The sequence below is a fragment of the Streptomyces fagopyri genome (assembly GCF_009498275.1).
GTDB classification, from domain to species: Bacteria; Actinomycetota; Actinomycetes; order Streptomycetales; family Streptomycetaceae; genus Streptomyces; species Streptomyces fagopyri.
The window spans coordinates 3,828,293-3,853,110 of sequence record NZ_CP045643.1 but is presented as its reverse complement, the minus strand read 5'-3'; the positions used below and the strand labels follow the sequence as shown (position 1 = coordinate 3,853,110).

Below are 24,818 nucleotides of genomic sequence, written 5' to 3'. Positions count from 1 at the left end.
TGGGCCTCACGGTCGCCGCGGACATCACGTACCTCCTGCGGGCCGGTGCCGAGGACGGCGCCGTGGAGCGGGGGGTCCCCGGTGTCCGGTTCGCGCAATCTCACCCGACAGCGATCACTCGGTCCGCCCCTTGACGGCCGGGTCCGGGAGCATTTTCGTCATCCCCGGCAGGAAGTCCGTGAACAGCTCGTGCACCTCGTGGACGAGCGGTCGCAGCACCCGGAAGCGGGCCAGCGACACCCCCCGGGTGGTGAGCCGGGCGCCGCGCTCGGCGAGCCGGTAGCTGCGCTCGCGTCCCTCCGTGCGGTCGAAGACCCAGTACAGGACGAGCCCCATCTGCGACAGCCACATGAGCTCGGGCAGGACGTCCCGCAACTCCTCGGGGACCTTCGCCTTCGACCCCGCGAGCACCTTCCGGTGCAGGGCGATGGACTCCTCGCGCGGTCCCGTCGACTCGGGCGAGAAGGGGCTGAGCGGGCTATCGGGATCGGCGGCGTTCTTGAAGAACTGCGCCGCGAACTCGTGGTACGGCTCCGCCACGTCCAGCCATGCCTTCAGCACGCCCGCGATCCGCGCCTCCAGATCCTTCTCGCGCTCCAGGACCGGCCGGACCGCCACCTGGTGCTCGGCGCCGATCCGGTCGTAGAAGCCCTGGATCAGGTGCTCCTTGCCGGCGAAGTAGTAGTACGCGTTGCCGACCGAGACCCCGGCCTCCTGGGCGATGGCCCGCATGGTCGTCTTGTCGTACCCCCGTTCCTGGAACAGCCGGAGAGCCGTCTCCAGGATCAGGGCGCGGGTCTGCTCGCTCTTGGCGGGGCCTTTGTCCGGGCTCTTGTCCGGGCCCTCGGAGGCGTCGCCGGGGCCGGGGTCGTCTGTCGGTGCTGGCACGGTCATGAGCCTAACGAGTGGAACAGGCGCCGCCGTCACAGCCCGGAGGGTTGTACAGCCATCCGATCGTCGGCTCGTACACCCATCCCTCGCTCCGGCGGTAGGTCTCCCCGCCCCATCCCCCGGTGGGGCGCCGGCCCGCGCGCCACTTGGCGGCCGCGAGCATCGCGCCCCTCGCGAGGAGGGCGCCCGTCGGGGTGCTCAGCCGGTGCGCGAGCGCCCGGTACTCACGCAGCGCCCAGAGGCAGACGACCCAGGCGGCGGCCCCCTGGTAGACCTGACCGGAGTCACCCACGACGGTGATCTCGTCGAGGGTGGCCCGGTGGTCGAGCGCGGGGAAGAGTCCCCGGGCCTCGTCGGAGGCGGCCGGCACCAGCCGCAGTGGCACCAGTTGGGGCTGCTTGGCCAGCCAGTCGCGCAGGAAGGCGCACAGCGAGCACTGCGCGTCGTACAGAACGGTGAGCCCGCGGACCGGGACGCGCGCGGCGTCCCGGTCCCGAGTGCCCGGGGAGGCGGCCACCGGGGTCACGCCCCGGCCGAGGGCGCGACCCAGTCCGTCGGTCCGACGGGCGGCAGCTGCTCGCGCTCCAGCACGCCCCGCCGGCGGATCCTGTTGAGCACGTACACGTTGCCGAGGTGCATGACGCCGAGCACGAGCAGGACGACGCCGAGCTTGGTCGACAGGGCCTCGAAGACCCCGCGGGCGTTCTCGATGTCGTCGTCCCCGTTCAGGTAGAGCGCGACGAAGCCCAGATTGACCAGGTAGAAGCCCACCACCAGCAGGTGGTTGACGGCTTCGGCGAGCTTCTCGTTCCCGTGCAGCACGTCGGAGAGGAAGATCCGTCCGTTGTGGCTCAGCGTGCGTGCCACCCAGACCGTCAGCGCGATGCTGACCAGCAGATAGATGACGTACGCGACGACCGTGAGGTCCATGTCCCCACCCCTTCTTGAACGCGTTCAAAATGCTGTCGAGTAGGAATGTAGACCTGCTTTTGAACATGTTCAAGTCAGCGTCGGGGATGTGCCCGGCGTCACGTCCCGCGTTGTCTCCGCGCATGCCCCGCGCCGTTCGGTGTCGCGACCGGTGTCGCCCGGCGCCGGGTCGGGCGTCTAGGGGCGGCGCGCGAGTTCGGGCCGCTTGGTGTAGTCCGTGAAGCCGATGACGTTGCCCCAGGGGTCGGCGATCTCGACGGTCCTGCCGGTGGCGACCGTGAACACGGGAGCGAGCGGCGGGATGCCGGCGGCGGTCAGCGCGTCGGCCGTGGCGCGCGCGTCCCGGACCTCCAGCCACACCCGCGCCGAGGCCCACACCGGCGGTCGTGGGCTGAGTTCGTCCTCCAGGCGCAGCAGCAGTCCCGGTGTCTCCTTGCCCACCTTCAGCAGGGCGATCCCGGCCTCGTCGAGCCGGAACGCCACCGGGAACCCGGCCCGTTCGTAGAAACTCACCGCCGCGCCGAGGTCACCCACCGGCACCAGTACGTTGTCGAGGCCGAGCAGCTCATGTGACACGTCATCTGACATGCCGTCAGATTAGGTGTTCGTCCGCCTTCGCCCGCGAGGGCTGACCGTGGGGTCACTCATTGGGGCGAGGCCCGGCCCGTCGTCGGTGGTGTCCAGCGGTGTCCGTGGCGCGGGAACGGCGGTTGGGGCGAGATCGTCGCCCGTCCGCGGACAATCCCACTTCTCCGCCGGGGGTTTCCTGCTGCAAGATGGCCTGACTGATTTTCGACTTTGAATATGAGTCCTACGTCCCCACGTACGCGCCTATCAGGAGCCAGCACCTTGACCGAACAGCCGCAGCAGCCGCAGCAGCCCCCGAACCAGCCGCCCGGCTACGGCTATCCGCACGCCGGCGCGACTCCGCCCGGCGGTCCCGGCCCGTACGGCCCCGGACCGCAGGGCCCCTACCAGCAGCCCGGTCCGTACGGGTACGCGCAGCCCGGCGGCTACCCGATGGGCGCCGTTCCGCCCGGCACCTACACCGGTGACCCGAACGCGCCCTACGGCTACGACCCCTACGGCCGCCCGTACTCCGAGAAGTCGAAGATCGTCGCCGGTGTCCTCCAGCTCACCCTCGGCACCCTCGGCATCGGGCGCTTCTACATGGGCAGCGTCGGCATCGGCGTCGCCCAGCTCCTCACCTGCGGGGGCCTCGGCATCTGGTCCCTGATCGACGGGATCATGCTGCTCACGGGCAGCAGCGCGACGGACTCCGAGGGCCGGGTCCTGCGTGGCTGATTCCGTCGCGGCGCGCGGTGTCGCGCTGCGGCACCCGGCGGCGGCACCCCTCGCGGTGCTCGCCGCCGGGGCGGCCGGGGCGGGCTATCTGTACGTCACCGATCCGCACCAGCCCGGCCATGTCCTGCCCAGGTGCCCGTTCCACCTGGTCACCGGACTGCTCTGCCCGGCCTGCGGGGGGACCCGCATGGTGTACGACCTGATGCACGGTCACCTCGCCGGGGCCTGGCTGGACAACAGGGCGCTGTTGCTCGCCTCGCCGTTCGCCCTCGCGCTGCTCGCGCGCTGGGCCGCGGAGGGACTGCGTGGGCGCCGCTGGAGGCCCGAACTGAGGCCGCGCACGCAGGCGTTGATACTGCTCGTGGCGGTGGCGTGGACGGTGGCCCGCAACCTCGTCTAGACGCGGGGACGTGTCGGCGGGTTGATCCCGGGACCGTGAGTGGCCGAAATATGATCACGGGATGGGAACGATTGATCTATTTCTCTCCCCTTGGGTCCGTCGATCTCCGTACGCTCCCACGGCACAGGGGGGATGACGTGCACGCGATCCATGGGCGATCTCTGCCATGAGGTCCCTCCTGGACTCCGGCCGGAGCGCTCTGCTCCGGTTGTATTTCAGCCATCCAGGAGCAGCTTTCATGACCGTCCCCACCCCTGACGCCCCCTTCGGTTACGACCCGCAGGGCCGTCCCTACTCCGACAAGTCCAAGATCGTCGCGGGCGTCCTCCAGCTGTTCCTGGGCGGCTTCGGCGCCGGCCGCTTCTACGTCGGCTCCACCGGCGTGGCGCTCGGCCAGCTCTTCACCTGCGGCGGCCTCGGCATCTGGGCCCTGGTCGACGCGATCCTGTTCTTCACGAGCAACGACCGCACCGACAAGCAGGGCCGCGTGCTGCGCGGCTGACGGCCCCGCACACACCGTAGGGCCCCGTTCCCCTCTGGGGGGAGCGGGGCCCTACGGGCAGGACCGCACAGCACGTCCGCGGAGACGCCTCGGGCCCCGCTCCCCCCAGGGGGAACGGGGCCCGAGGCGCCGTACGGCCGGCGGCGGGGCCGGGCGGACGGGGCGGAGGCGGATCAGAAGCGACGCGTGATCAGCGCGCGCTTGACCTCCTGGATCGCCTTCGTGACCTCGATACCGCGCGGGCAGGCGTCCGTGCAGTTGAACGTGGTGCGGCAACGCCACACGCCGTCCTTGTCGTTGAGGATCTCCAGGCGCTGCTCGCCCGCTTCGTCACGGCTGTCGAAGATGAAGCGGTGCGCGTTCACGATGGCGGCCGGGCCGAAGTACTGCCCGTCGTTCCAGAACACCGGGCAGGACGACGTGCACGCCGCGCAGAGGATGCACTTGGTGGTGTCGTCGAAGCGCTCGCGGTCCTCGGCGCTCTGCAGACGCTCGCGCGTCGGCTCGTTGGTGTCCTTCGTGATGAGGAAGGGCATCACGTCGCGGTACGCCTGGAAGAACGGGTCCATGTCGACCACGAGGTCCTTGAGCACCGTCAGGCCCTTGATGGCCTCGACCGTGATCGGCTTCTCGGGGTTGATGTCCTTGATCAGCGTCTTGCAGGCAAGGCGGTTCTTGCCGTTGATCCGCATGGCGTCCGAACCGCAGATGCCGTGCGCGCAGGAACGGCGGAACGTGAGCGTGCCGTCCTGGTCCCACTTGATCTTGTGCAGCGCGTCGAGGACACGCTCCTTCGGGTCGATCTCCAGCTGGAAGTCTTCCCAGACCGCGTCCGCCGAGACCTCGGGGTTGAAGCGGCGGATGCGGAACGTGGCGGTGATGTACGGCGTGTCGGCGAAGCCCGCCTCGGGCTGGCCGGCGCTGTCCGCCTTGTCGAGGGTCGGGGTAGCCATCAGTACTTACGCTCCATCGGCTGGTAGCGGGTCTGGACGACCGGCTTGTAGTCGAGACGGATGGACTCGGTGCCGTCGTCGCCGACCTCGCGGTACGCCATGGTGTGGCGCATGAAGTTGACGTCGTCGCGGTTCGGGTAGTCCTCGCGGTAGTGACCGCCGCGGGACTCCTTGCGGGCGAGCGCGGAGACGGCCATGACCTCGGCCAGGTCGAGCAGGTTGCCCAGCTCGATGGCCTCCAGCAGGTCCGTGTTGAACCGCTTGCCCTTGTCCTGGATCGAGACGTTCCGGTAGCGCTCGCGCAGCTCCGCGATCTTCTCGACCGCCGTCTTGATCGTCTGCTCGGTGCGGAACACCATCACGTTGGCGTCCATGCACTCCTGCAGTTCGAGGCGGAGGGTCGCGACCCGCTCCGTGCCCGTGGACTCGCGCAGGTGCTCGACCTGCGCGACGACCTGCGAGGCCGGGTTGTCCGGCAGCTCGACGTAGTCGGCCTTCGCCGAGTACTCGGCCGCGGCGATGCCCGCGCGGCGCCCGAACACGTTGATGTCCAGCAGCGAGTTCGTGCCCAGGCGGTTGGCGCCGTGCACGGACACGCAGGCGACCTCGCCGGCCGCGTACAGGCCCGGGACGACCGTGGTGTTGTCGCTCAGCACCTCACCCTGGACGTTCGTCGGGATGCCGCCCATCGCGTAGTGCGCGGTGGGCTGGATCGGGATCGGGTCCGTGTAGGGCTCGATGCCGAGGTACGTACGGGCGAACTCGGTGATGTCCGGGAGCTTCGCGTCGAGCTGCTCCGGCGGGAGGTGGGTGAGGTCGAGGTAGACGTGGTCGCCCTCGGGACCGCAGCCGCGGCCCTCACGGATCTCCGTGTAGATGGAGCGGGACACGACGTCACGGGACGCGAGGTCCTTCATGACCGGCGCGTACTTCTCCATGAAGCGCTCGCCGTCCTTGTTGCGGAGGATGCCGCCCTCACCGCGGGCGCCCTCCGTCAGCAGGATGCCCATGCGCCAGATGCCGGTCGGGTGGAACTGGAAGAACTCCATGTCCTCCAGCGGCAGCCCGCGACGGTAGACCGCCGCCTGGCCGTCACCCGTCAGGGTGTGCGCGTTGGACGTCACCTTGAAGAACTTGCCGGTGCCGCCGGACGCGTAGATCACGGACTTCGCCTGGAAGACGTGGATCTCGCCGGTGGCGAGTTCGTACGCGACGACACCCGCGGACCGCTTGACGCCGTCGACCTCGGTGATGAGCTGGTCGAGCACGTAGAACTCGTTGAAGAACTCCACGCCCTCCTTGACGCAGTTCTGGTACAGCGTCTGGAGGATCATGTGGCCGGTGCGGTCCGCGGCGTAGCAGGACCGGCGGACCGGGGCCTCGCCGTGGTTGCGGGAGTGACCGCCGAAGCGGCGCTGGTCGATCCGGCCCTCGGGCGTCCGGTTGAACGGCAGGCCCATCTTCTCCAGGTCGAGGACCGAGTCGATGGCCTCCTTCGCCAGGATCTCGGCGGCGTCCTGGTCGACCAGGTAGTCACCGCCCTTGACGGTGTCGAAGGTGTGCCACTCCCAGTTGTCCTCCTCCACGTTGGCGAGCGCGGCGGCCATGCCGCCCTGCGCCGCGCCCGTGTGGGAACGGGTGGGGTAGAGCTTCGTCAGCACGGCGGTGCGGCTGCGCTTCGTCGCCTCGATGGCGGCGCGCATGCCGGCGCCGCCGGCGCCGACGATGACGGTGTCGTACTTGTGGATCTGCATGAGTCGGTTACCTCAGCCCCGTGCCTAGCGGATGTTCGGGTCGAAGGTGAAGATCACCAGCGTGCCCAGCAGGATGGTGAACACCGTCGCGGTGTAGAGCAGGCCCTTGAGCCACAGGCGGGTGTTCGCGCGCTCGGCGTAGTCGTTGATGACCGTGCGCAGGCCGTTGGCGCCGTGCAGCATGGCGAGCCACAGCATCGCGAGGTCCCAGGCCTGCCACCACGGGGACGCCCAGCGGCCCGCGACGAACGCGAAGCCGATCTTGGAGACGCCGCCGTCGAGGACGAGCTGGATGAGCAGGTGGCCGAGGACCAGGACGACCAGGACGATGCCGGACAGGCGCATGAAGAGCCAGCCGTACATCTCGAAATTGCCGCGGGTCGACTTCGGGGTCTTCTTGGTGCGCTTGCGCGGGGCCTCGATGAGCGGCGCCGGGTTGTCGACGCCGTACGCCGAGAACCCGCCCGCGCCCTCGACGGGGCCGATGCCGGAAGCGGCGGTCTCTGTGGTGGACATCTGTGTCAGCTCCCGAAGACTTCGCGGAATGCGTGCCCGAGGACGGGGTAGAGCGCCCCGGCCATCAGCACGACCCAGATACCGACGACGGACCAGAGCATCTGCTTCTGGTAGCGCGGGCCCTTCGACCAGAAGTCGACGGCGATGACACGCAGGCCGTTGAGCGCGTGGAAGAGGATGGCGGCGACGAGGCCGTACTCCAACAGCGCGACGATCGGCGTCTTGTACGTGGACACGACCCTGTCGTAGTCCTCGGGGGAGACACGGACGAGAGCGGTGTCCAGCACGTGTACGAACAGGAAGAAGAAGATGAGGACGCCGGTGACTCGATGAGCCACCCAGGACCACATTCCTTCCCGGCCGCGGTACAGCGTTCCAGCCGGCACGGAAGAACCCTCCGGGAGCGGGGATTGGGGCCTGCCGGCTTCTGTGTCGGTCGGCCCGGCCGGGTACGGTCCACCGGCCCCGGCCATCGTAGCGACGACTTGTCGGAACGTTTACAGCGGCCCTATCTATGTGATCAAACTGGCAGACAATCAGGCACGGACGGGCTACTGCGGACGCCGATCAAGGCGCTGTGAGGGGTGGCGGGCGCTGCTTCGTGCGGAGACGGTGCTCCTGGAGGCGGCGTTCTCGGAGGCCGCGCTCATGGAGCGGGAGCCGGAACGGAGCCGGAGCCGTCGACTCCGGGTCAGGGGCCGTGCCGGCTCTGAGCGTGGCGCTCCTGGAGGGGGCGCTCCCGTACGGGCGGCGCGCCGAAGTGCTGCACCAGGCGGGCCAGACGGCCCCGGGCGAGGCGGCGCAGTTCGTCCGCCGTCGTCACCCGCTCCTCCTCCCGATCGTTCGTCAATCGTGACCGGATGGCGCCGAGGACCTGGTCGACGGCTTCGTCGGGGGCTATGCCGTCCAGACAGATGACGAACACATGCCCGAAGCGGCTCTCGTACGCGGCGTACGCGGCGCTCAGCGCGGTGTGGGCGGCGAGGTAGCCGCCGTCCGGGAGCGGGGTGAGCGACTCGCCGGCGAGCGCTTCGGCGAGATCGCCGGGCGTGAGGTCGTACGCCGCCTCGTCGGCCGCGGCCAGCAGGGCTTCCAGGTCCGGGTAGGGCCGGTGGGCGGCGAGCCGGCGGGCCCAGCGCGGATTGCGGCAGCACGTGAGCAGGGCGCGCTCGACGTCGTCGGCGGGCGCGCCGTTGAAGTGCTGGAGGCGCGCCGGGGACGGTCGCGCGCTCTTCTGCTCGGGTAGGGCGACCTGGCCGGGGAGGCGTGGGAGACGGTGCGCGGGCAGCGTGGGTCCTCGGCGATGGGGTGGCGACGGGTGCGTGCCGTGGCGCCCTTCGGACGTCACGTGTGGTGCGGCAGGGGATGAAGTGAGAAGTGTGCTGCCACGGTATCGACGATTGACGAGAGCTGTCCGTCCGATGCCTGAATTTCACCCGGACGGGAGAGTTTCGGAACGTGCGGTGGACGGTTGTGGCGGGGAAGGGGACCGTGGTTCACGAGGGGGGTGTACGACATGAGGTGTTCGAGGTGTGGGATGCGTACGTGAAGGTGCGGGCCCCGACGGCCGGGGTGCGAGCGTGATCGTGAAAGGCGTGGTGCGGTGAGCACGGGCAGGCGGCGACGGGCGCCGGTGCGGAGCGGGAGGCGGCCGGCGCTGACGGCCGCCGCGGCGGTGGCGGCGGCGGGCGCCGTGGTGGCGGCCGTGATGCTGTGGCCCTCCGGCGACGACGGCCGGACCGGGGCGAACGTGTCCTCGGCGAGCCGGTCCTCCGCGTCCGCCTCGCCCACCCGGACCTACCCCCTCTCCCAGGCCCCCCGCACGATTCCCGCGGTGCGCGAGCACACGCCCGCCCGCGGACCCGGCTGGCGTCCCGCCGCGGGCGGCCGGGTGGTCGTGGACGACCCGGGTCTCGCCGACGAGGGGAAGCTGATGGCCGGTGAGCTGAAACTGTCCTACGCGGGACGGACCGAGGCCCGCGACGGTGACGTCGAACTCGCCCTCAACCACACGGCCGCCGACCCGGAGTCGTACACGCTGACGGTGCGGAACCGCCGGGTCACCATCTCCGCGCCCGGTCAGGCGGGCGTGTTCTACGGCACGCGCACCCTGAAGCAGGAGGTGCACGGCGGCGGCACCGCGCCGGAGGGCGTCGTGCGCGACCGGCCCGCGAAACCGCGCCGCGGGTTCATGCTCGACATCGCCCGCAAGCACTTCACGGCGGCCTGGATCGAGGACCGCGTCCGCGAACTGGGCGATCTGAAGTTCAACGAGCTGGGTCTGCACTTCTCCGACGACCAGGGCTTCCGCATCCAGTCGGACACGCACCCGGAGATCGTGTCCAGGCAGCACCTGTCCAAGACCGAGGTCAAGGACATCATCGACCTCGCGGAGAGCCGGCACATCCACGTCGTGCCCGAGATCGACTCGCCCGGCCACCTCGGCGCGGTGATCGCCGCCCACCCCGATCTCCAGCTGCGGAACGCCTCGGGGGTCGCCACCCGCGGGGCCGTCGACATCTCGAAGCCCGCCGCGGCGGGCATCGTCGACGACCTGCTCAACGAGTACGCGGGGCTCTTCCCCGGCCCGTACTGGCACCTCGGCGGCGACGAGTACCAGGCGCTGACCGTGGCGAACCCGGCGGCCTCCTATCCGCAACTGGCCGCCGCGGCCAGGAAACTCTTCGGGTCCGGCGGCAGCGTCGCCGACCTCACGACCGGCTGGCTCAACGACCGCGCCGCGGTGGTGCGCGGACACGACCGGACCGCGCGGGCCTGGAACGACGGGTTCTTCCGCGGCGGCGACGTCCAGGCCGCCAAGGACATCGAGGTCGCGTACTGGACCGGCAAGGAGATCGGCGCGCGTCCGCCGGCCGAGTACCTGAGCGCCGGCCGTGAACTCATCAACTACAACGACGAGTTCCTCTACTACGTCCTCGGCGAACCGCAGACCTTCGTCTATCCGACCGGGCGGCGCATCTACGAGCAGTGGACACCGCTCGTGCTGCGCGGCACCACACCGGTCCCGGCGCGGTACGACGGCCAGATCCTCGGCGGGAGCTTCGCCGTCTGGTGCGATCTCTCCACCTCGCAGACCCAGGACCAGGTGGCGGCGGGCATCAGGATGCCGCTGCGCGCGACCGTCCAGAAGCTGTGGGACCCGGGTCGGCCGGAGCTGTCCTGGACCGGCTTCAAGAGTCTGGCGGACCGGCTGGGCTGAACCCGCTCCGGGGCCCTGCGGTCACCGGAGCGGTGCCCGTCGTGCTGAGGTCGGAGACGGCGTCGTTGGCCGAAAATCTGCTCTTTCGCCTCCTGGATCGGCTCGGCGTGGTACCCCTGTGACACTCCCGCTGCTGAGCACGCAGTAAGGGAAAGTGCGGGCTCCGTAAGGGGGAGCGCCCTGTCGAGGGGAGGCGTGATGAGTCTGGTGGACCTGATCGCTCAGGCCGACGAGCGTGGTCTGGCAGTTAGTGGTCTGGCTTGTTTGGATCGGTGTGTGCCTCTGTTGGGTGGTGACGACGAGGTCCTGAGACCACTGTGGTCGAGCCTCGCGGACGGTGGCGCCTGGGGCGAGTACCTCGAACAGGCGCGGACGGAACTGGATGTCGTCGACCCGGGACGGGCCGCGGCCGTCGATGACGATGACGACGACGAGGCCGCGGTGCTGGTCCGCCGTATGCTCGCCGCCGCTCCCGACGACCCCTCCGCGCCCGATCTGCGGGAGTGGGCCGACGCGTGCTCGGTGGGGGCCCTGCGGATCCACCGGCTGCTCGACGCCGCCGCCGGCGACACCGGTACGTGTCCGGTCTCGGCGCACCGCGAGGGCCTCACGGACGGCATCTCCCCCCTCGTCGCGGCCGAACTGCGCCGCCAGGTCACCGTCCTGGAACTGCTGGCGGGCCGGGGCGCGGGCGGGCTGCGTCCCGCGCTGGAGGTGTCCACGGAGGGGCGGCGTGTACTGCGCGCGGTGGTGTCGCGACGGGCCCGCGGACGGTCGTGACGGGGAGAGCCGGGGCCGTGGGTCGGGGCAGGGAGCCGAGGCCGGGGTCCCGAGGTGGGGGTCCGGAGCCGTGGTCCGGGGCCGGGGTCCCGAGCCGTGGTCGGGGCGGGGGGCCGGAGTCCGGGCGCCGTGCGGGATCCCCGGACCGGCGGTAAACCTGATTCCTGCGGGGTTCCTGTGACTGTCCTGCGCGGGCGGATGGGGGTCCTGGGCCGGTGTCGCGGATGTGCCCGGAACGCGTGACGAATCACGTCCGCGGAGCGCTCTTCCGAGTGTGAACGCACAGCGAGCAACCAGGCCCCAGGCCGCGACGAAGCCCGTGCGCTGGGCGGCGGACTCCGTCGCCACGATGCGCGAGGGCGCCCGACTGCGCCTCGACTACTCGGCCCAGAGTCTGTGGCGCGTCGACCGGCTGATCGACGAGATACGCCGCGAACGGGCGCCGTACGCCGCCGTGGAGAGCGTGCTGCGCGGCTTCGGCGCGTACGCCGGCGAGGTGGTCGCCCGGCACACGGGCGCGGAGTGGTGGGAGACCGGCGGCGAGCACTGGCTGCGGACCCCCGACGGGCGGCTGTGGGACCCGATCGACGAGGCCCGCCGCTGTTACGGGGGCGACGGTTCGCTGCGGCTGCTGTGCCGGGAGGCCACCGGCGACAGGGCCCGGCGCTGACGGACCCGGCCGGCACGGCACCCCGAGGGCAGGACGGCGTACGTCGAGTCCGGTGGCGCGGCAGGCGTGACCCGGCAGATATGGCCCGGCGGAATTACCACCTCTTAAGGTACGCGACCGTTCCCAAACGGCGTCCCCCGGAGGGACCATGAGGACAACCGTCGGACCCGGGAGGCCTCGTGGCCGCGAACCGCCGCTGGTGGGCGCTGGTTGTCATCGCCCTCGCCCAGCTCATGGTCATCCTCGACATGACCATCGTGAACATCGCCCTGCCGTCCGCCCAGACCGCGCTGCACATGTCGGACGGGAACCGGCAGTGGGTCATCACCGCCTACACCCTGGCCTTCGGGGGCCTGCTGCTGCTCGGCGGCCGGATCGCCGACCTCGCCGGCCGCCGAGTCGCCTTCATGACGGGCCTGTTGGGCTTCGCCGCCGCGTCCGCGCTGGGCGGAGCCGCGGCCAACTCCGGAATGCTGTTCGGGGCGCGCGCCCTCCAGGGCGTGTTCGCGGCGCTGCTCGCGCCCGCCGCCCTGTCGCTGCTCACCACGACGTTCACCGATCCCAGGGAGCGCGGCAAGGCCTTCGGCGTGTTCGGAGCGATCGTCGGAGCGGGCGCGGCGATCGGACTCCTCGCGGGCGGCCTCCTCACCCAGTACCTGGACTGGCGCTGGTGTCTGTACGTCAACGTGCCCATCGCCCTCGTCGCGTTCGCGGGCGCCTGGGTGCTGCTCGACGGCGGCGGCCGTTACGAGGACGCGCACCTCGACGTGCCGGGCGCGCTGCTCGGATCCGCCGGCATGCTCTCGCTGGTGTACGGCTTCTCGGAGGCGGAGTCGCGGAGTTGGGGCGACGGACTGGTCCTCGGGCTGCTGGCCGCCGGCGTCGTCCTGCTCGTCCTGTTCGCGCTGTGGCAGACCCGGGCCGGGGTGCCGCTGCTGCCGATGTCGGTGGTGAGGGACCGGCAGCGGGTCGGGGCGTTCCTCACCATCCTGATGGTCACCATCGGGATGTTCGGGGTCTTCCTCTTCCTGACGTACTACTTCCAGCGCGTCCTCGGATACTCGCCGCTGAAGACCGGGCTCGCGTATCTCCCCATCACCGTCGGCATGATCACCGGTTCCACGCAGGTCGCGGCCCGGCTGCTGAACCGGGTCCCGCCGCGCACCCTGATCGTCCCGGGACTGCTGCTGGCCGCGGGCGCGTTGGCGATCATCGCGCAGGTCGGCGTGGCACCCGCGTACGCCTCGCACGTCCTGCCCGGCATGCTGATGCTCGGCCTCGGCATGGGCACGGCGATGATGACCTGTGTCTCGCTGGCCACCTCGGGCGTCGCGCCCCGGGACGCGGGCGCGGCCTCCGCGACCTTCAACACCGCCCAACAGGTGGGTGGTTCCATCGGCACGGCGCTGCTCAACACGATCGCCGCGAGTGTCACGACCCGCTACGCGGCCGCTCATGCCGGGCCCGGCACCGACCGCCGTACCCTCGCCTCCCGGGCGGCCGTGCACGGCTTCAACGTCGCCACCTGGTGGGCGATGGGCGCGCTGCTGCTGGCCGCGCTGATCGCCGGGATCGTGGTGGACGCGGACCGGATGCCGGCCTCGCGGGGGGAACCGGCCCCGGTACCCGAACCGGTGGACACCGTCGGCTGACGGGCGTCCCCGCGCGTGCCGCGCCTCCGGTCGCGCGGACGCGTGGGCCGGTGGCGGCCCCGGGACGCGGGTGGAGTGCCTGACGGCCTGTGACATTTCCGTGGGGGTCGACGCTGATGACCACGGGGACGTCGACACGGCCGGCCGTGTCGCACGGTGCGCATTCAGGTGAACTCGGCACGAACGAGGACAGTGTTGGGCCAGGGAGGGGAACCCCGCCGCGTACAGGCGTACGACGGTGAGCTCGGCGCGGCCGTGGCGCGGGCGCAGCAGGGGGACGAGGTCGCCTTCGCGGTCGCCTACCGGACGGTGCAGCCGGGCCTGCTCGGCTATCTGCGCGGGATCGTCGGGGACGACGCCGAGGACGTGGCGTCCGACGCCTGGCTGGAGATCGCCCGTGACCTGGGACGGTTCCGGGGGGACGGCGCCGGGTTCCGTGGCTGGACCGCGACCATCGCCCGGCACCGCGCGCTGGACCATCTGCGGCGCCAGAAGGTGCGGCCACGGGCCACCCCGCTGGAGAACGAGGCACTGGAGCTGCCCGGCCACCACAGCACCCACGACCAGGCACTGGAGACCCTCGGCACCGAGCGCGCCCTGGAACTGGTCGCGCGACTGCCCCGCGACCAGGCCGAGGCCGTTCTGCTGCGCGTGGTCGTCGGCCTGGACGGGCCGGCCGCCGCACGCGTGCTCGGCAAGCGCCCCGGCGCGGTCCGCACCGCGGCCCACCGTGGCCTGAAGCGACTGGCCCGGCAACTCGGCGCCGACGGTACGGCGGACACCACGGACGACGGCACGGGCGACGGCGCGGCGGGCGCCGGGGGCGACGGGACCGCGGGCGGTGTGACGCCGGAGGACCGCCGGACGCTGGGGGATTCGGGATGAGCGCCAGGACCGGTCGGTGAGGGGTGGGCGGGGACATGGGTGAACGGCACGGAGACGCCGATCCGTTCCTCGGGCTCTCGCCGAGACTGTCCCTCGACGCACTGCTCGCCGCCGTACGGACCGCTCCGGTCGATCCCGTCGCGGAGGGGCGGGCCGTCGCCGCGTACCGGGCCGCGCGGGAGCGCGGGGCACACGGGGCACGGACCCGGCGGCGCGACGACTGGACCGACCGGGCCGACTGGCGCGACCACGACCACGACCACGACCACGATCCGGGCGCCGGGGTGGAGCCGGGGGCGAAGTAAGGGGTGTGGTGGAGGAGACGGGCCGGGGCCACGGCGGAGCGGGGCTCGTCCCGCGAGAAGGTGCGGCGGCGCACGGAAGGCGTCCGGGCGGGGTGCCGATGGCAACGGTCGGGGCCGCCACCCCCCACAGGAGAGGCCCCGACCGTCGCGCGGCACGGGCCGCGCGGCGGCCCGTACTCTCTACAGCGCCGCGACTGCGTTTTGTGTCACACCTCGCTCCGTCACGACATAGTTGCAAGTTGTACGGACGTGGACGGGGAGCTGTTTCAGGCCGTAACGTGCCATTCGCGCCGGGGCGCGGAGGACAGGCAACCACAACGGCGAGAGCCCGGTCCGCGAGAGCGGCGCCGGTTCAGGCGCAAAGAGGGGCGCGCGGGTGCTGGGGGACGACGCGGAGCTGACCACCGCGGTGCTTGCGGCGCAGGACGGGGACGAGACCGCGTTCCGGACTGTGTACCGCGCGGTGCACCCACGGCTGCTCGGATACGTACGGACGCTGGTCGGTGACCCGGACGCGGAGGACGTCACCTCCGAGGCCTGGCTGCAGATCGCCCGGGACCTGGAGAGGTTCAGCGGCGACGCCGACCGCTTCCGGGGCTGGGCCGCCCGCATCGCCCGCAACCGCGCCCTCGACCACATACGTATGCGCGGGCGCCGTCCCGCGATCGGCGGCGACGAGACCGAACTGACCGGCAAGGCCGCCGAGTCGGACACCGCCGGCGAGGCCATCGAGGCGCTGGCCACCGGCAGCACCCTCTCGCTGATAGCCCAGCTTCCGCAGGACCAGGCGGAGGCCGTCGTACTGCGGGTCGTCGTCGGCCTCGACGCCAAGACCGCGGCCGAGACCCTCGGCAAGCGGCCCGGAGCCGTCCGCACCGCGGCGCACCGGGGTCTGAAGCGGCTCGCGGAGCTGATCGGCGGCGATCCGGAATCCGCGGTCGCGCTCGGCGCGGTCCCCCCACAAAGAGAGTCGCGCACACGCGCGGTGACGTCCGCCGGTGTGACGCATACGCGTTCGCGGACGCAGAAGGACATGTGATGGCCGACGAGGACTACAGGTGGCTGGACCGCGAGGCCGCGGAGCGTCTGCTGCGCGGTGAGCCGCTGGAGGCCGTCGACGCCGACACCAAGGAGCGCGTGGAGCGGCTCGCCGAGGCGCTCGCCTCGCTGGTCGCGGAACCCGCACCGGGTGGCGCCGAACTCCCCGGCGAGGCCGCCGCGTTGGCCGCGTTCCGGGCCACCCGGGCCGACCGCGGCGCGGTGCCGGGCCGGTCCGTCGCGGGCCGGGACCCGCGGGCCGCGGCGCATGCGGCCGACGCCGGTCTGGTCCGTATGGGCGGCCCCGGTCCGGGCGGTCACCGGGCCCGCTGGGGCCGGCCCGTGCGCTTCGGACTGGCCGCCGCGCTGGCCGTCGGCATGGTCGGCGGGGTCGCCGTCGCGGCCGGAACCGGCGTGCTGCCGACTCCGTTCCGTGACGACAGACCGCACCCGGCCGCCACGGTCTCCGCGGCACAGACACCGCAGCGCCCGCTGGTCTCGCCGTCGCCGGGCGTGTCGCAGGCGGACGGCTCCGAGGTACCGCTGCCGGGCGCCACGGCGAGCGGGTCGGCCGGTTCCGGCTCCTCCGACGACGTGGCGGGCGGCGACTCCGCGAGCGGACGGCCCGACTCGTCCGGGGCGGGTCGGCCGGCACGCTCCCACGAGTGGTGGGCCAGAGCGCGCTCGTCGTGCCGGGACGTGCTGGGCGGCAAGAACCTGGAGGCCGGCCGCAGACGGGTGCTGACGGACGCGGCGGGCGGCGGCGGACGGGTGAAGGCGTTCTGCAAGAGGGTCCTGGGCTGGACGGGAGCCGGTTCCGGCGCGGGCCGGGACGCCAGGGGTGGTCAGGGCGACGGCCAGGGCGGTTCGGGCTCCGGCTCCGGGCACGGCTCCGGCGGTGGCAAGGGGGGCGACGACGGCGGGCACATGGTCCCGGGCGGCAACGGCCACCACCACAGCGGGGTGTTCGCCCCGGCGTCACCCTCGGCTCTGGCGCCGGAGCCGCGGAAGTCGGCGTCGGCACTGTCCTCGGCCGTCCGGGGCGCCGCGCGCACCGATGCGGCGCCGAGGCTGTCGTCCGTCTGAGCCGCTTCCCGGCCATCCGTAGCCGGTTCCCGGCCATACGGCGCGTCCCGAGGGCGCCCACCGGGCGCTGGGACCCCTTCGCTCATCCGCTCTGAGCTGCGGTTTCGTATTTCCCTGAACTTTTTTCCGTACCGGTGTGACGTTTTCGGCCGCGCCGACGCAGTACTGGGTGAGCCGACTGGTCATCGGCCGTCGCACCGAGCCGGGGTTCCCCCCGTACCCAGGCTCGGTGCACACCGGCGCGGGCGGGACACGTTCCCCCGGTCCCGCCCGCGCCCCGCACACACCGAGCGCCCCGCAGCCGCCGTCACCAGTAGACGACGACCTTGTCCCCCGTGCGGACCTGCGCGAACAGCGCCGCGATCTTCCCCTCGTCCCGTACGTTCACGCAGCCGTGCGAGGCACCCGCGTAGCCGCGGGCCGCGAAGTCGGCGGAGTAGTGCACCGCCTGGCCGCCGCTGAAGAACATCGCGTACGGCATGGACGTGTGGTAGATCGTCGACACGTGGTCGCGGGACTTGAAGTCCACGCTGAACACGCCCTCGCGGGTGGGGGTGTACTGCGAGCCGAACCGCACGTCCATCACCGAGACGGTGGTTCCGTCGATCATCCAGCGCAGGGTGCGGCTCGTCTTGCTGACGCACAGCACCCGGCCGGTCATGCAGCGCGGATCCGGCCGCGCGGCGGGTTGGCCGCCGAACGCGTACAGCTCCCACCGGACCGGCTCGTGCGTCATCGACAGCAGCCGCCGCCAGGTCACGGCGTCCAGTTCGCCGGTACGCGTGAGCCCCCGCTTGCCCTGGAAGCCCCGTACGGCGGAGACCGTCGCGACGTCGTACGTACCCGTCGGGCCCTCGGCGAGCCAGGCGAGCTGGCGCAGCCGGGCCTGGACCTCACGGACGTCCCGGCCGCGGTCGCCGCGGGACCACAGCACCTTGGGAGGCGGTGTCCTGGAGGCGGCGGGCTCCGGCTCCGGGTACGCGGAACCCGGCACGGGGCTTCCCGTGCTCGGCTTGGCGTCGTCCGGCGCGGCCGTGGAACCGGCCGTCGTCCTCCCCGGCGTCCGCGTCCCGTGCGCGTCGACGGTCTGGGCCCGGCAGCCGCTCACCGCGATGAGCGCCAGCAGAGCGGCCAGTGATCTTCCCCTGACTGTGATGCGCATGCGAACCCCCGTCGTCTCACCCGTCCACCGCACGCCGATGTGCCAGGTATACCCCTGAGGGACACCCTGAGGATGTTCCCCGCGCGTGACCGGCCGCGAACCGCGCGGCATGGTGGAAAGCGAAAGTGTGCGTGACGGGAGGGGAACGGGTCCGTGGACCGGTCTGTGAGCAAGGTCCCAGCCCGGTCCTCTCCACCGACCGCACCGCCACCACTACAGTCCGTCGCGAGAGTCGGTCCTACCGGCGAGTAACCCAGCGGGAGGCACAGCAATGTCGCGCGAGTCGGAGTCCGGACTGCCCATCGAACCGGTCTACGGACCGGGGGTCCTGAAGGACTGGGACCCGGCGGAGAAACTGGGCGAACCCGGCGCGTACCCCTTCACCCGCGGTGTGTACCCGTCGATGTACACCGGCCGTCCCTGGACGATGCGCCAGTACGCCGGCTTCGGCACGGCGGTGGAGTCGAACGCGCGGTACAAGCAGCTGATCGCGAACGGCACGATGGGGCTCTCGGTCGCCTTCGACCTGCCCACCCAGATGGGCCACGACTCGGACGCCGCCATCGCGCACGGCGAGGTCGGCAAGGTCGGCGTCGCGATCGACTCGGTGGAGGACATGCGGATCCTGTTCGACGGCATCCCGCTGGACAAGGTCTCCACCTCGATGACGATCAACGCCCCCGCCGCGCTGCTGCTGCTCATGTACCAGCTGGTCGGCGAGGAACAAGGGGTCCCGGCCTCCCGGTTGACGGGCACCGTCCAGAACGACGTGCTGAAGGAGTACATCGCGCGCGGCACGTACATCTTCCCGCCCAAGCCCTCCCTGCGTCTGATCGCGGACATCTTCAAGTACTGCCGGACCGAGATCCCGAAGTGGAACACGATCTCGATCTCCGGGTACCACATGGCCGAGGCGGGCGCGACCCCCGCGCAGGAGATCGCGTTCACCCTCGCGGACGGCATCGAGTACGTCCGCACGGCGGTCGCGGCCGGCATGGACGTCGACGACTTCGCCCCCCGCCTGTCCTTCTTCTTCGTCGCCCGTACGACGATCCTGGAGGAGGTCGCCAAGTTCCGCGCCGCGCGCCGCATCTGGGCACGCGTGATGCGCGAGGAGTTCGGCGCGAAGAACCCCAAGTCGCTGATGCTGCGCTTCCACACGCAGACCGCGGGGGTGCAGCTGACGGCCCAGCAGCCGGAGGTGAACCTGGTGCGTGTCGCCGTCCAGGGCCTGGGCGCGGTCCTCGGCGGCACCCAGTCGCTGCACACCAACTCCTTCGACGAGGCGATCGCGCTGCCGACCGACAAGTCGGCGCGGCTCGCCCTGCGTACGCAGCAGGTGCTGGCCTACGAGACCGACGTCACGGCGACGGTCGACCCCTTCGCGGGCTCGTACGTCGTCGAGAGCATGACCGACGACGTCGAGGCGGCCGCGGTCGACCTCATGACGCGGGTCGAGGAGCTGGGCGGCGCGGTCGACGCCATCGAGCACGGATTCCAGAAGGGCGAGATCGAGCGCAGCGCCTACCGGGTCGCGCAGGAGACCGACTCCGGCGAGCGGGTCGTGGTCGGCGTCAACCGCTTCCGGCTCGACGAGGAGGAGCCGTACGAGCCGCTCCGGGTCGACCCGGCCATCGAGGCCCAGCAGGCCGAGCGCCTCGCGCGGCTGCGCGCCGACCGCGACGGGGCGGCGGTCGGGGCGGCGCTCGCCGAACTGAAGGAGGCGGCCGCGGGTACGGCCAACGTCCTGTACCCGATGAAGGACGCGCTGCGCGCCCGCGCCACGGTCGGCGAGGTGTGCGACGCGCTTCGCGAGGTCTGGGGGACCTATGTGCCGACGGACGCGTTCTGACCTGGGCGCGTCGCCGGGAGGGGTGACGACCGGACCGCCGGACGGGCGCCCCGGGTGTCGTACCCGCGTGCGACACTCCTCCTCATGCTTGGTGTCATCGACCTCCCCACCTACCTGGCGGGCCTCGTCCTGATCGTTCTGCTCCCCGGGCCGAACTCGCTCTACGTGCTGTCCGTCGCCGCCCGCCGTGGCGTGCGCTGCGGGTACACGGCGGCCGCGGGTGTGTGGTGCGGGGACACGGTGCTGATGACGCTGTCGGCGGCCGGCGTCGCCTCGCTGCTGCAGGGCAACGCCGTGCTGTTCGGCATCGTGAAGTACGCCGGGGCCGGGTATCTGACGTGGCTGGCGTTCGGGATGCTGCGGGCCGCGTGGACGATGTGGCGGACCCGGCGGGAGCGGGTGGCCGAGGAGATCCCCGAGCAGTCGGCGGCGGAGGAGCGGCCGTTCCGGCGGGCGCTGGTCATCAGCCTGTTCAACCCGAAGGCGATCCTGTTCTTCGTCGCCTTCTTCGTGCAGTTCGTGGACCCGGGATACGCCTATCCGGCGCTGTCGTTCGTGGTCCTCGGAGCCTTCGCCCAGCTCGCGAGCTTCCTGTACCTCACCGCGCTGATCTTCAGCGGGACGAGACTCGCGGAGGCCTTCCGGCGCCGCAGGCGGCTGTCCGCGGGCGCCACGACCGCCGCGGGCGCCCTCTTCCTCGGCTTCGCGGTCAAGCTCACGCTCGCCGGCACCTGACGGCGGCCCCGGCGCGACGAGGGGCGGTGTCCGCCCCGTCGCGGCGCCGGGTGGGCACCCCTGTCACGTCGCCGCGCGGTAGCCGCGACGTGACGGGCACGGCTGTCAGCGGGCGAGGAACGGGCCGAGCGCCGCGGTGAGTTGGGTGGGCGCGTCCAGTGCGATGAGGTGGGCCGCGGTGTCGAACTCGACCAGGGTGGCGCCGGGGATCGCGGAGGCGTAGCGCCGGCCGATGTCCTGGAAGTCGGCGACGTCGAGCTTGCCGATTCCGACCAGGGTGGGGACGGAGACGGACGCGAGGTCGCCGGTCGCGGTGCCCTGGGAGTGCTCGCCGACGACGTCCTGGTTCACCAGCGACGTCCGGACCGGGTCACGGAGCCGGTCGGCCAGTCCGGGCGCGACCTCCTCCCACGTCCGGGCCGGTCCGCGCAGCCACATGTCCAGGTTGATACGGACGGCGGCGTCCAGGTCGCCCGAGGCCAGGGCCGCGGTTTCGGCCTCGTCGTACGCGATCATGTCGGCGGACCAGTCGTACCCGCGCCACGGCGGGGCGAACACTGCCAGGGAGTGCACCCGGTCCGGGTGGGTGAGGACGAAGTCCAGGGCCACCCGGCCGCCCCAGGACGCGCCGACGAGCCGGACACGGTCGTGGCCGAGGTGGTCCAGGAGGCGGCGCAGGTCGTCCGTCTCGCTGAACGGGCCGGTCGGCGGCGCGGACCGGCCGAAGCCGCGCAGGTCGTACCGGATGACGGTGTGCTGTCGTGCCAGGTCGGGCACGACCGCGTCCCACATGCGGTGGTCGGCGACACCGGCGTGTACGAGCACGACGGGCGGGCCGTCGCCGGTGAGGACGTAGGAGAGGTGTCCGAGATCATCATCAAGTGTGAGCATCGGCTCGATGATCGCAGGGCGGCACCGCACGCGCCACGCAATTCGGGGGGAGGTTCCGCCCCCGTCCCGCCGCCACCCGCGTCCGGCGTCGCCCGGAGCGCGGCGACGGCTCCCGCGACCGTCGAACCCCGCTGGTCAAGGCCTCTGACCGGCCGTCAGCCCCACGCGGTTCGCGTATCCCGGCAGGTCCCGCGCACCGGTGCCCGCCCACCCCACGTAGCCGTCGGGGCGGACGAGGAAGACGCCGGCCTCGTACCGGTCGTGCGAGGCGATCCGGACGGTGCGGACGCCGGGGAGCGGATGTGGTTCCTCCCGCGTGCCGACCGTCAGCAGCGTCCAGTGCGGTCCCCGGAACACGTCGAAGAGGCGTACGCCGCCCACGTTCGCGTCGGGGGCGCGGTCGCCCGCCCGCAGAGCCTTCTCCGGCAGGTCCGTGCGGGTCTCCAGCGCGAGGGAGGAGCCGCGGTAGCCGAGGCCGAGCTGGCGGGTCGCGGCACCGCGACGGGCCTCGCCGCGGTGCACCCGGGTGGACAGGCCCAGCATGTCGGCGGCGACGGGCAGCCGTTCCTCCTCGTACGTGTCGAGGAGGGACTCCGGAGCCCCGCCGCTCAGCACGGCGTCGAGCTTCCAGCCCAGGTTGTAGGCGTCCTGGACACTGGTGTTGAGGCCCTGGCCGCCGGCCGGTGAGTGGATGTGCGCCGAGTCCCCGGCGAGGAAGACCCGCCCGGCGCGGAAGCGGTCCGCGAGCGCGGTGCGCGGCCGGAAGTCCGAGGCCCAGCGCACCTCGGTCACGGCCTCGGGGGAGAGGTGGGAGCGCTCCGCGACGGTCCCGCGGATGCCGTCGAGGGAGAGGTCGACGTCGGTGCCCTCCGGGTACTGCGCCACGACCTGGAAGTCCTCGGTGCCGGCCAGCGGGCAGATCGCCAGGAAGCCGCCGGTGTCCTCGCGGGGCGGGAAGACGTGCCAGTTGTCACGGTCCAGCCCGGTGATCCGTACGTCCGAGACCAGCATCGGGTGGGGGTCGACGGTCTCCCCGGTCATGGCGATGCCGAGCGCGCGCCGCACCGCGGAGCGGCCGCCGTCGGCGGCGACGACGTACCGGGCGCGGACCGGGGGGCCCGCGGCGAACTCCACGGTCGCGCCGTCCTCGTCCTGCGCGATGGCGACGACCTCGCGGCCGAAGGCGACCCGGCCCCCGCACTCCTCCAGCCGCGCGAGGAGGATCTCCTGCGTGCGCCACTGCGGCACCATCCACGGCGTGGTGTACGGCGAGTCGTCGCCCGCCTCGGCCGGGTCGAACATCTGGTGCTCGCCGGTCCGGCGGCCGTCCCGCCAGATCATGCCGACGGGGTAGTCGCCGCCCGCGGCGCGGATCTCGGCGAGGACGCCGAGGTCGTCGAAGACCTCCATCGTGCGCGGCTGGATGCCTTTGCCCCGGGAGCCGGGGAACAGCGCGTCGGCCCGTTCCACGACGAGGGCGTCCACGCCGCGCCTGGCCAGGTCGACGCCGAGGGCGAGGCCGGTCGGGCCGGCGCCCACGACGAGTACGTCCATGTCCACGAGCCTCTCCTTAACGTTGTTAAGTTCCATGCCGGGAGCATGTCCTTAACGGCGTTAAACTGTCAAGCGTGGCTACCCAGAGACCCCAGCGATCCCCCAAGCTGGACAAGAAGAAGGTCGTCGAGACCGCCCTGCGGCTGCTCAACGAGACGGGCCTGGACGGCCTCACCCTCCGGGCCATCGCCAAGGAGCTGAACGTCCAGGCACCCGCGCTCTACTGGCACTTCCGGAACAAGCAGGAGCTGCTCGACGAGATGGCCACGGAGATGTACCGGCGGATGGTCGAGGACACCGGGACGGCTCCCGGCGACGGCTGGCGGGAGCGGCTGCTCACCGCCAACCGCGGCCTGCGCGCGGCGCTGCTCGGCTACCGCGACGGCGCGAAGGTCTTCAGCGGCTCACGGTTCACCGGCACGCCGCACGCCGTCGAGATGGAGCGGACGCTGACGCTGTTCACCGGGGCGGGCTTCACCCTCACGCAGGCGGTCCGCGCGACGTCCACCACGTACCTCTACACGCTCGGCTTCGTCACCGAGGAACAGGGCGTCCAGCCCCTGCCGGGCGAGCGCCGCGAGGGCTACGACGTACAGGAACGCGCCCGCCGTATGGCCGACTTCCCCCTGTCGGCCGCGGCGGGCGCGGAGATCTTCGAGGACTACGACCGGCACTTCGAGGAAGGGCTGGCCCTGGTGATCGCGGGAATCGGGGCGCGTTACGGGATCGGTTGAGCGGGGCGGGTCCGGCGGACCTTTCCGGCGGACCGCCGGGCCCGGCCGATTCAGCGTGCCGTCGCGCGCCGGGCGGTGCGGGCGTTGCGCAGGGCGCGGGTGAGGACGGGCGGCAGCAGGTCGGCGGCGATCCGCCGGGTGCGGGTGCGGCGCGCGACCGGCCGGGAGTGCCCGGAAGGCCCCGACGGACGCCCGGCGGAGTCCGCGGTCCCCTCCGCGCCGACGCCGTCCGTGCCGTAGCGGGAGGCCGGGAAGGGCGGGGCCTGCATGTTCTTGGCCTTGAGCCGGATGATGCGGTGGCCGGCCGCGTGCTGCACGCTGAGGTGACAGTCGTTCCGCTCCCGTACCGCGGCCAGCAGCGCCTCCTGGACCGGCCCGGGATCGTCCCACGTCCCGTACAGCTTCTGTGTGCTGAGGCAGATGGGGCGCAGGCCCCGGTTGAGCACGGCCTCCCAGGCGGCTATCGAGACGCCGGGCGTGTGCTCCGAACGGAAGTCGTCCAGGACGACGATGCCGCCGGGCAGCAGCGCGTCGCGGGCCGCGCCGATGTCCCCGTGGACGTGCTCGTACAGGTGCGAGGCGTCGATGTGGACGAACCGGCAGGACCCGGGTTCGACCTCGGCCGGAACCAGTGAGCTGGGGCCCGGCAGGACGCGAGGCAGCTCGTCGTGGAAGGCCAGGTAGTTCTCCTCGAAGACCTGCCGGGTGAGCGCGCTGTAGGACTTCGTCGACTCCGCCTGGTTGGCGCCGTCAGGAGCGCCGCCCTCGAAGAGGTCGCACACCGTGTACCGCTCGCCCTCGCGCAGATGGTCTCCGAGGAAGATCGCGCTCCTTCCCATGTACACGCCGACTTCCAGCAGGTCGCCCACCGTTTTGGCGGACTCCTGCCGGTCCAGGAACCACTTGAAGAGCATCTGGTCGAGAACGGGGAACCAGCCGGGGACGTCGTCGAGGCGCCGGGGCGGCCGGATGGTGTCTGGTGCGGCAGTCATGAGAGAAAGCG

General features: G+C 71.8%; 27 protein-coding genes. 14 read left to right on the top strand and 13 right to left on the bottom strand.

The features are described from left to right. Positions 1-114 precede the first annotated feature (114 nt). The 4 genes from GFH48_RS16445 to GFH48_RS16435 form a co-directional block, all read right to left on the bottom strand. On the bottom strand, positions 115-894 hold the full coding sequence (locus tag GFH48_RS16445) for a TetR/AcrR family transcriptional regulator (protein WP_407698638.1): 780 nt from the start codon (positions 892-894) through the stop codon (positions 115-117). 4 nt (positions 895-898) lie between these two features. Next, a complete protein-coding gene (locus GFH48_RS39155) occupies positions 899-1,417 on the bottom strand; it encodes a thiol-disulfide oxidoreductase DCC family protein (RefSeq protein ID WP_228120625.1) in 519 nt (172 codons plus the stop codon). Next, the gene (locus tag GFH48_RS39150; RefSeq protein ID WP_228120623.1) at positions 1,414-1,821 is read right to left on the bottom strand and encodes a hypothetical protein; all 408 of its coding nucleotides are present in this window, start codon (positions 1,819-1,821) and stop codon (positions 1,414-1,416) included. Before GFH48_RS39150 ends, GFH48_RS39155 begins: the two co-directional genes overlap by 4 nt. Before the next feature lie 177 nt (positions 1,822-1,998). Continuing rightward, the gene (locus GFH48_RS16435; protein WP_153289002.1) at positions 1,999-2,409 is read right to left on the bottom strand and encodes a VOC family protein; all 411 of its coding nucleotides are present in this window, start codon (positions 2,407-2,409) and stop codon (positions 1,999-2,001) included. A 261-nt stretch (positions 2,410-2,670) separates the two neighbouring features. On the opposite strand from GFH48_RS16435, the gene GFH48_RS16430 reads away from it, so the two are divergent. The 3 genes from GFH48_RS16430 to GFH48_RS16420 all read left to right on the top strand — a co-directional run bounded on the left by GFH48_RS16430 (position 2,671) and on the right by GFH48_RS16420 (position 4,028). After that, on the top strand, positions 2,671-3,126 hold the full coding sequence (locus GFH48_RS16430) for a TM2 domain-containing protein (RefSeq protein ID WP_153289001.1): 456 nt from the start codon (positions 2,671-2,673) through the stop codon (positions 3,124-3,126). Continuing rightward, positions 3,119-3,526, top strand: coding sequence for a DUF2752 domain-containing protein (locus GFH48_RS16425; RefSeq protein WP_153289000.1), 408 nt, complete (start codon positions 3,119-3,121; stop codon positions 3,524-3,526). Before GFH48_RS16430 ends, GFH48_RS16425 begins: the two co-directional genes overlap by 8 nt. Before the next feature lie 238 nt (positions 3,527-3,764). Next, the gene (locus GFH48_RS16420) at positions 3,765-4,028 is read left to right on the top strand and encodes a TM2 domain-containing protein (RefSeq protein WP_153288999.1); all 264 of its coding nucleotides are present in this window, start codon (positions 3,765-3,767) and stop codon (positions 4,026-4,028) included. A 173-nt stretch (positions 4,029-4,201) separates the two neighbouring features. Here the strand turns inward: GFH48_RS16420 and GFH48_RS16415 are convergent, their stop codons facing one another. The 5 genes from GFH48_RS16415 to GFH48_RS16395 all read right to left on the bottom strand — a co-directional run bounded on the left by GFH48_RS16415 (position 4,202) and on the right by GFH48_RS16395 (position 8,599). After that, positions 4,202-4,981 carry a succinate dehydrogenase iron-sulfur subunit gene (locus tag GFH48_RS16415; RefSeq protein ID WP_153288998.1) on the bottom strand — a complete coding sequence of 260 codons (780 nt, stop codon included), beginning with the start codon at positions 4,979-4,981 and terminating at the stop codon, positions 4,202-4,204. Further along, positions 4,981-6,735, bottom strand: coding sequence for a succinate dehydrogenase flavoprotein subunit (gene sdhA / locus GFH48_RS16410; RefSeq protein WP_153288997.1), 1,755 nt, complete (start codon positions 6,733-6,735; stop codon positions 4,981-4,983). Before sdhA ends, GFH48_RS16415 begins: the two co-directional genes overlap by 1 nt. Before the next feature lie 24 nt (positions 6,736-6,759). Then, on the bottom strand, positions 6,760-7,251 hold the full coding sequence (locus GFH48_RS16405; RefSeq protein ID WP_153288996.1) for a succinate dehydrogenase hydrophobic membrane anchor subunit: 492 nt from the start codon (positions 7,249-7,251) through the stop codon (positions 6,760-6,762). A gap of 5 nt (positions 7,252-7,256) precedes the next feature. After that, entirely contained in the window at positions 7,257-7,637 is a 381-nt protein-coding gene (gene sdhC, locus GFH48_RS16400; RefSeq protein ID WP_148010139.1) for a succinate dehydrogenase, cytochrome b556 subunit, read from the bottom strand. Positions 7,638-7,942: 305 nt separating this feature from the next. Further along, on the bottom strand, positions 7,943-8,599 hold the full coding sequence (locus GFH48_RS16395; RefSeq protein WP_153288995.1) for a 2-oxo-4-hydroxy-4-carboxy-5-ureidoimidazoline decarboxylase: 657 nt from the start codon (positions 8,597-8,599) through the stop codon (positions 7,943-7,945). 360 nt (positions 8,600-8,959) lie between these two features. Here GFH48_RS16395 and GFH48_RS16390 point away from each other — a divergent pair, with 360 nt between their 5' ends. From GFH48_RS16390 to GFH48_RS16355, 8 genes are all read left to right on the top strand, one after another. Beyond that, on the top strand, positions 8,960-10,471 hold the full coding sequence (locus GFH48_RS16390; RefSeq protein WP_153292942.1) for a beta-N-acetylhexosaminidase: 1,512 nt from the start codon (positions 8,960-8,962) through the stop codon (positions 10,469-10,471). A gap of 198 nt (positions 10,472-10,669) precedes the next feature. After that, positions 10,670-11,251 (top strand): hypothetical protein, encoded by a 582-nt coding sequence (locus GFH48_RS16385; RefSeq protein WP_153288994.1) that lies wholly within the window; start codon positions 10,670-10,672, stop codon positions 11,249-11,251. 274 nt (positions 11,252-11,525) lie between these two features. Then, positions 11,526-11,921 carry a hypothetical protein gene (locus GFH48_RS16380; RefSeq protein ID WP_153288993.1) on the top strand — a complete coding sequence of 132 codons (396 nt, stop codon included), beginning with the start codon at positions 11,526-11,528 and terminating at the stop codon, positions 11,919-11,921. A gap of 179 nt (positions 11,922-12,100) precedes the next feature. After that, on the top strand, positions 12,101-13,573 hold the full coding sequence (locus tag GFH48_RS16375) for a DHA2 family efflux MFS transporter permease subunit (protein WP_153288992.1): 1,473 nt from the start codon (positions 12,101-12,103) through the stop codon (positions 13,571-13,573). A gap of 195 nt (positions 13,574-13,768) precedes the next feature. Next, positions 13,769-14,458, top strand: a complete 690-nt coding sequence (locus GFH48_RS16370; RefSeq protein WP_153288991.1) for an RNA polymerase sigma factor — start codon at positions 13,769-13,771, stop codon at positions 14,456-14,458. A 35-nt stretch (positions 14,459-14,493) separates the two neighbouring features. Next, a complete protein-coding gene (locus GFH48_RS16365; protein ID WP_228120622.1) occupies positions 14,494-14,763 on the top strand; it encodes a hypothetical protein in 270 nt (89 codons plus the stop codon). A 376-nt stretch (positions 14,764-15,139) separates the two neighbouring features. Further along, positions 15,140-15,802, top strand: a complete 663-nt coding sequence (locus GFH48_RS16360) for an RNA polymerase sigma factor (RefSeq protein ID WP_153288990.1) — start codon at positions 15,140-15,142, stop codon at positions 15,800-15,802. Continuing rightward, positions 15,802-16,887, top strand: a complete 1,086-nt coding sequence (locus tag GFH48_RS16355; RefSeq protein ID WP_153288989.1) for a hypothetical protein — start codon at positions 15,802-15,804, stop codon at positions 16,885-16,887. Before GFH48_RS16360 ends, GFH48_RS16355 begins: the two co-directional genes overlap by 1 nt. A gap of 307 nt (positions 16,888-17,194) precedes the next feature. Here the strand turns inward: GFH48_RS16355 and GFH48_RS16350 are convergent, their stop codons facing one another. Beyond that, complete coding sequence (locus GFH48_RS16350) at positions 17,195-18,049, bottom strand: L,D-transpeptidase family protein (protein ID WP_153288988.1); 855 nt, start codon at positions 18,047-18,049, stop codon at positions 17,195-17,197. 271 nt (positions 18,050-18,320) lie between these two features. Between GFH48_RS16350 and GFH48_RS16345 the strand changes: the two genes are divergently transcribed. Both GFH48_RS16345 and leuE read left to right on the top strand, forming a co-directional pair. Further along, the gene (locus GFH48_RS16345; RefSeq protein WP_153288987.1) at positions 18,321-19,901 is read left to right on the top strand and encodes an acyl-CoA mutase large subunit family protein; all 1,581 of its coding nucleotides are present in this window, start codon (positions 18,321-18,323) and stop codon (positions 19,899-19,901) included. A gap of 84 nt (positions 19,902-19,985) precedes the next feature. After that, on the top strand, positions 19,986-20,636 hold the full coding sequence (gene leuE / locus GFH48_RS16340) for a leucine efflux protein LeuE (protein ID WP_153288986.1): 651 nt from the start codon (positions 19,986-19,988) through the stop codon (positions 20,634-20,636). Positions 20,637-20,741: 105 nt separating this feature from the next. Here leuE and GFH48_RS16335 read toward each other — a convergent pair whose 3' ends face one another. Then, positions 20,742-21,527: an alpha/beta fold hydrolase gene (locus GFH48_RS16335; RefSeq protein ID WP_153288985.1), complete on the bottom strand. Its 786-nt coding sequence runs from the start codon at positions 21,525-21,527 to the stop codon at positions 20,742-20,744. A gap of 135 nt (positions 21,528-21,662) precedes the next feature. After that, a complete protein-coding gene (locus tag GFH48_RS16330; protein ID WP_153288984.1) occupies positions 21,663-23,087 on the bottom strand; it encodes an FAD-dependent oxidoreductase in 1,425 nt (474 codons plus the stop codon). A 68-nt stretch (positions 23,088-23,155) separates the two neighbouring features. Between GFH48_RS16330 and GFH48_RS16325 the strand changes: the two genes are divergently transcribed. After that, positions 23,156-23,815: a TetR/AcrR family transcriptional regulator gene (locus tag GFH48_RS16325; protein ID WP_153288983.1), complete on the top strand. Its 660-nt coding sequence runs from the start codon at positions 23,156-23,158 to the stop codon at positions 23,813-23,815. Positions 23,816-23,865: 50 nt separating this feature from the next. Here the strand turns inward: GFH48_RS16325 and GFH48_RS16320 are convergent, their stop codons facing one another. Beyond that, a complete protein-coding gene (locus tag GFH48_RS16320) occupies positions 23,866-24,807 on the bottom strand; it encodes a class I SAM-dependent methyltransferase (protein ID WP_153288982.1) in 942 nt (313 codons plus the stop codon). Between the last annotated feature and the right edge of the window lie 11 nt (positions 24,808-24,818).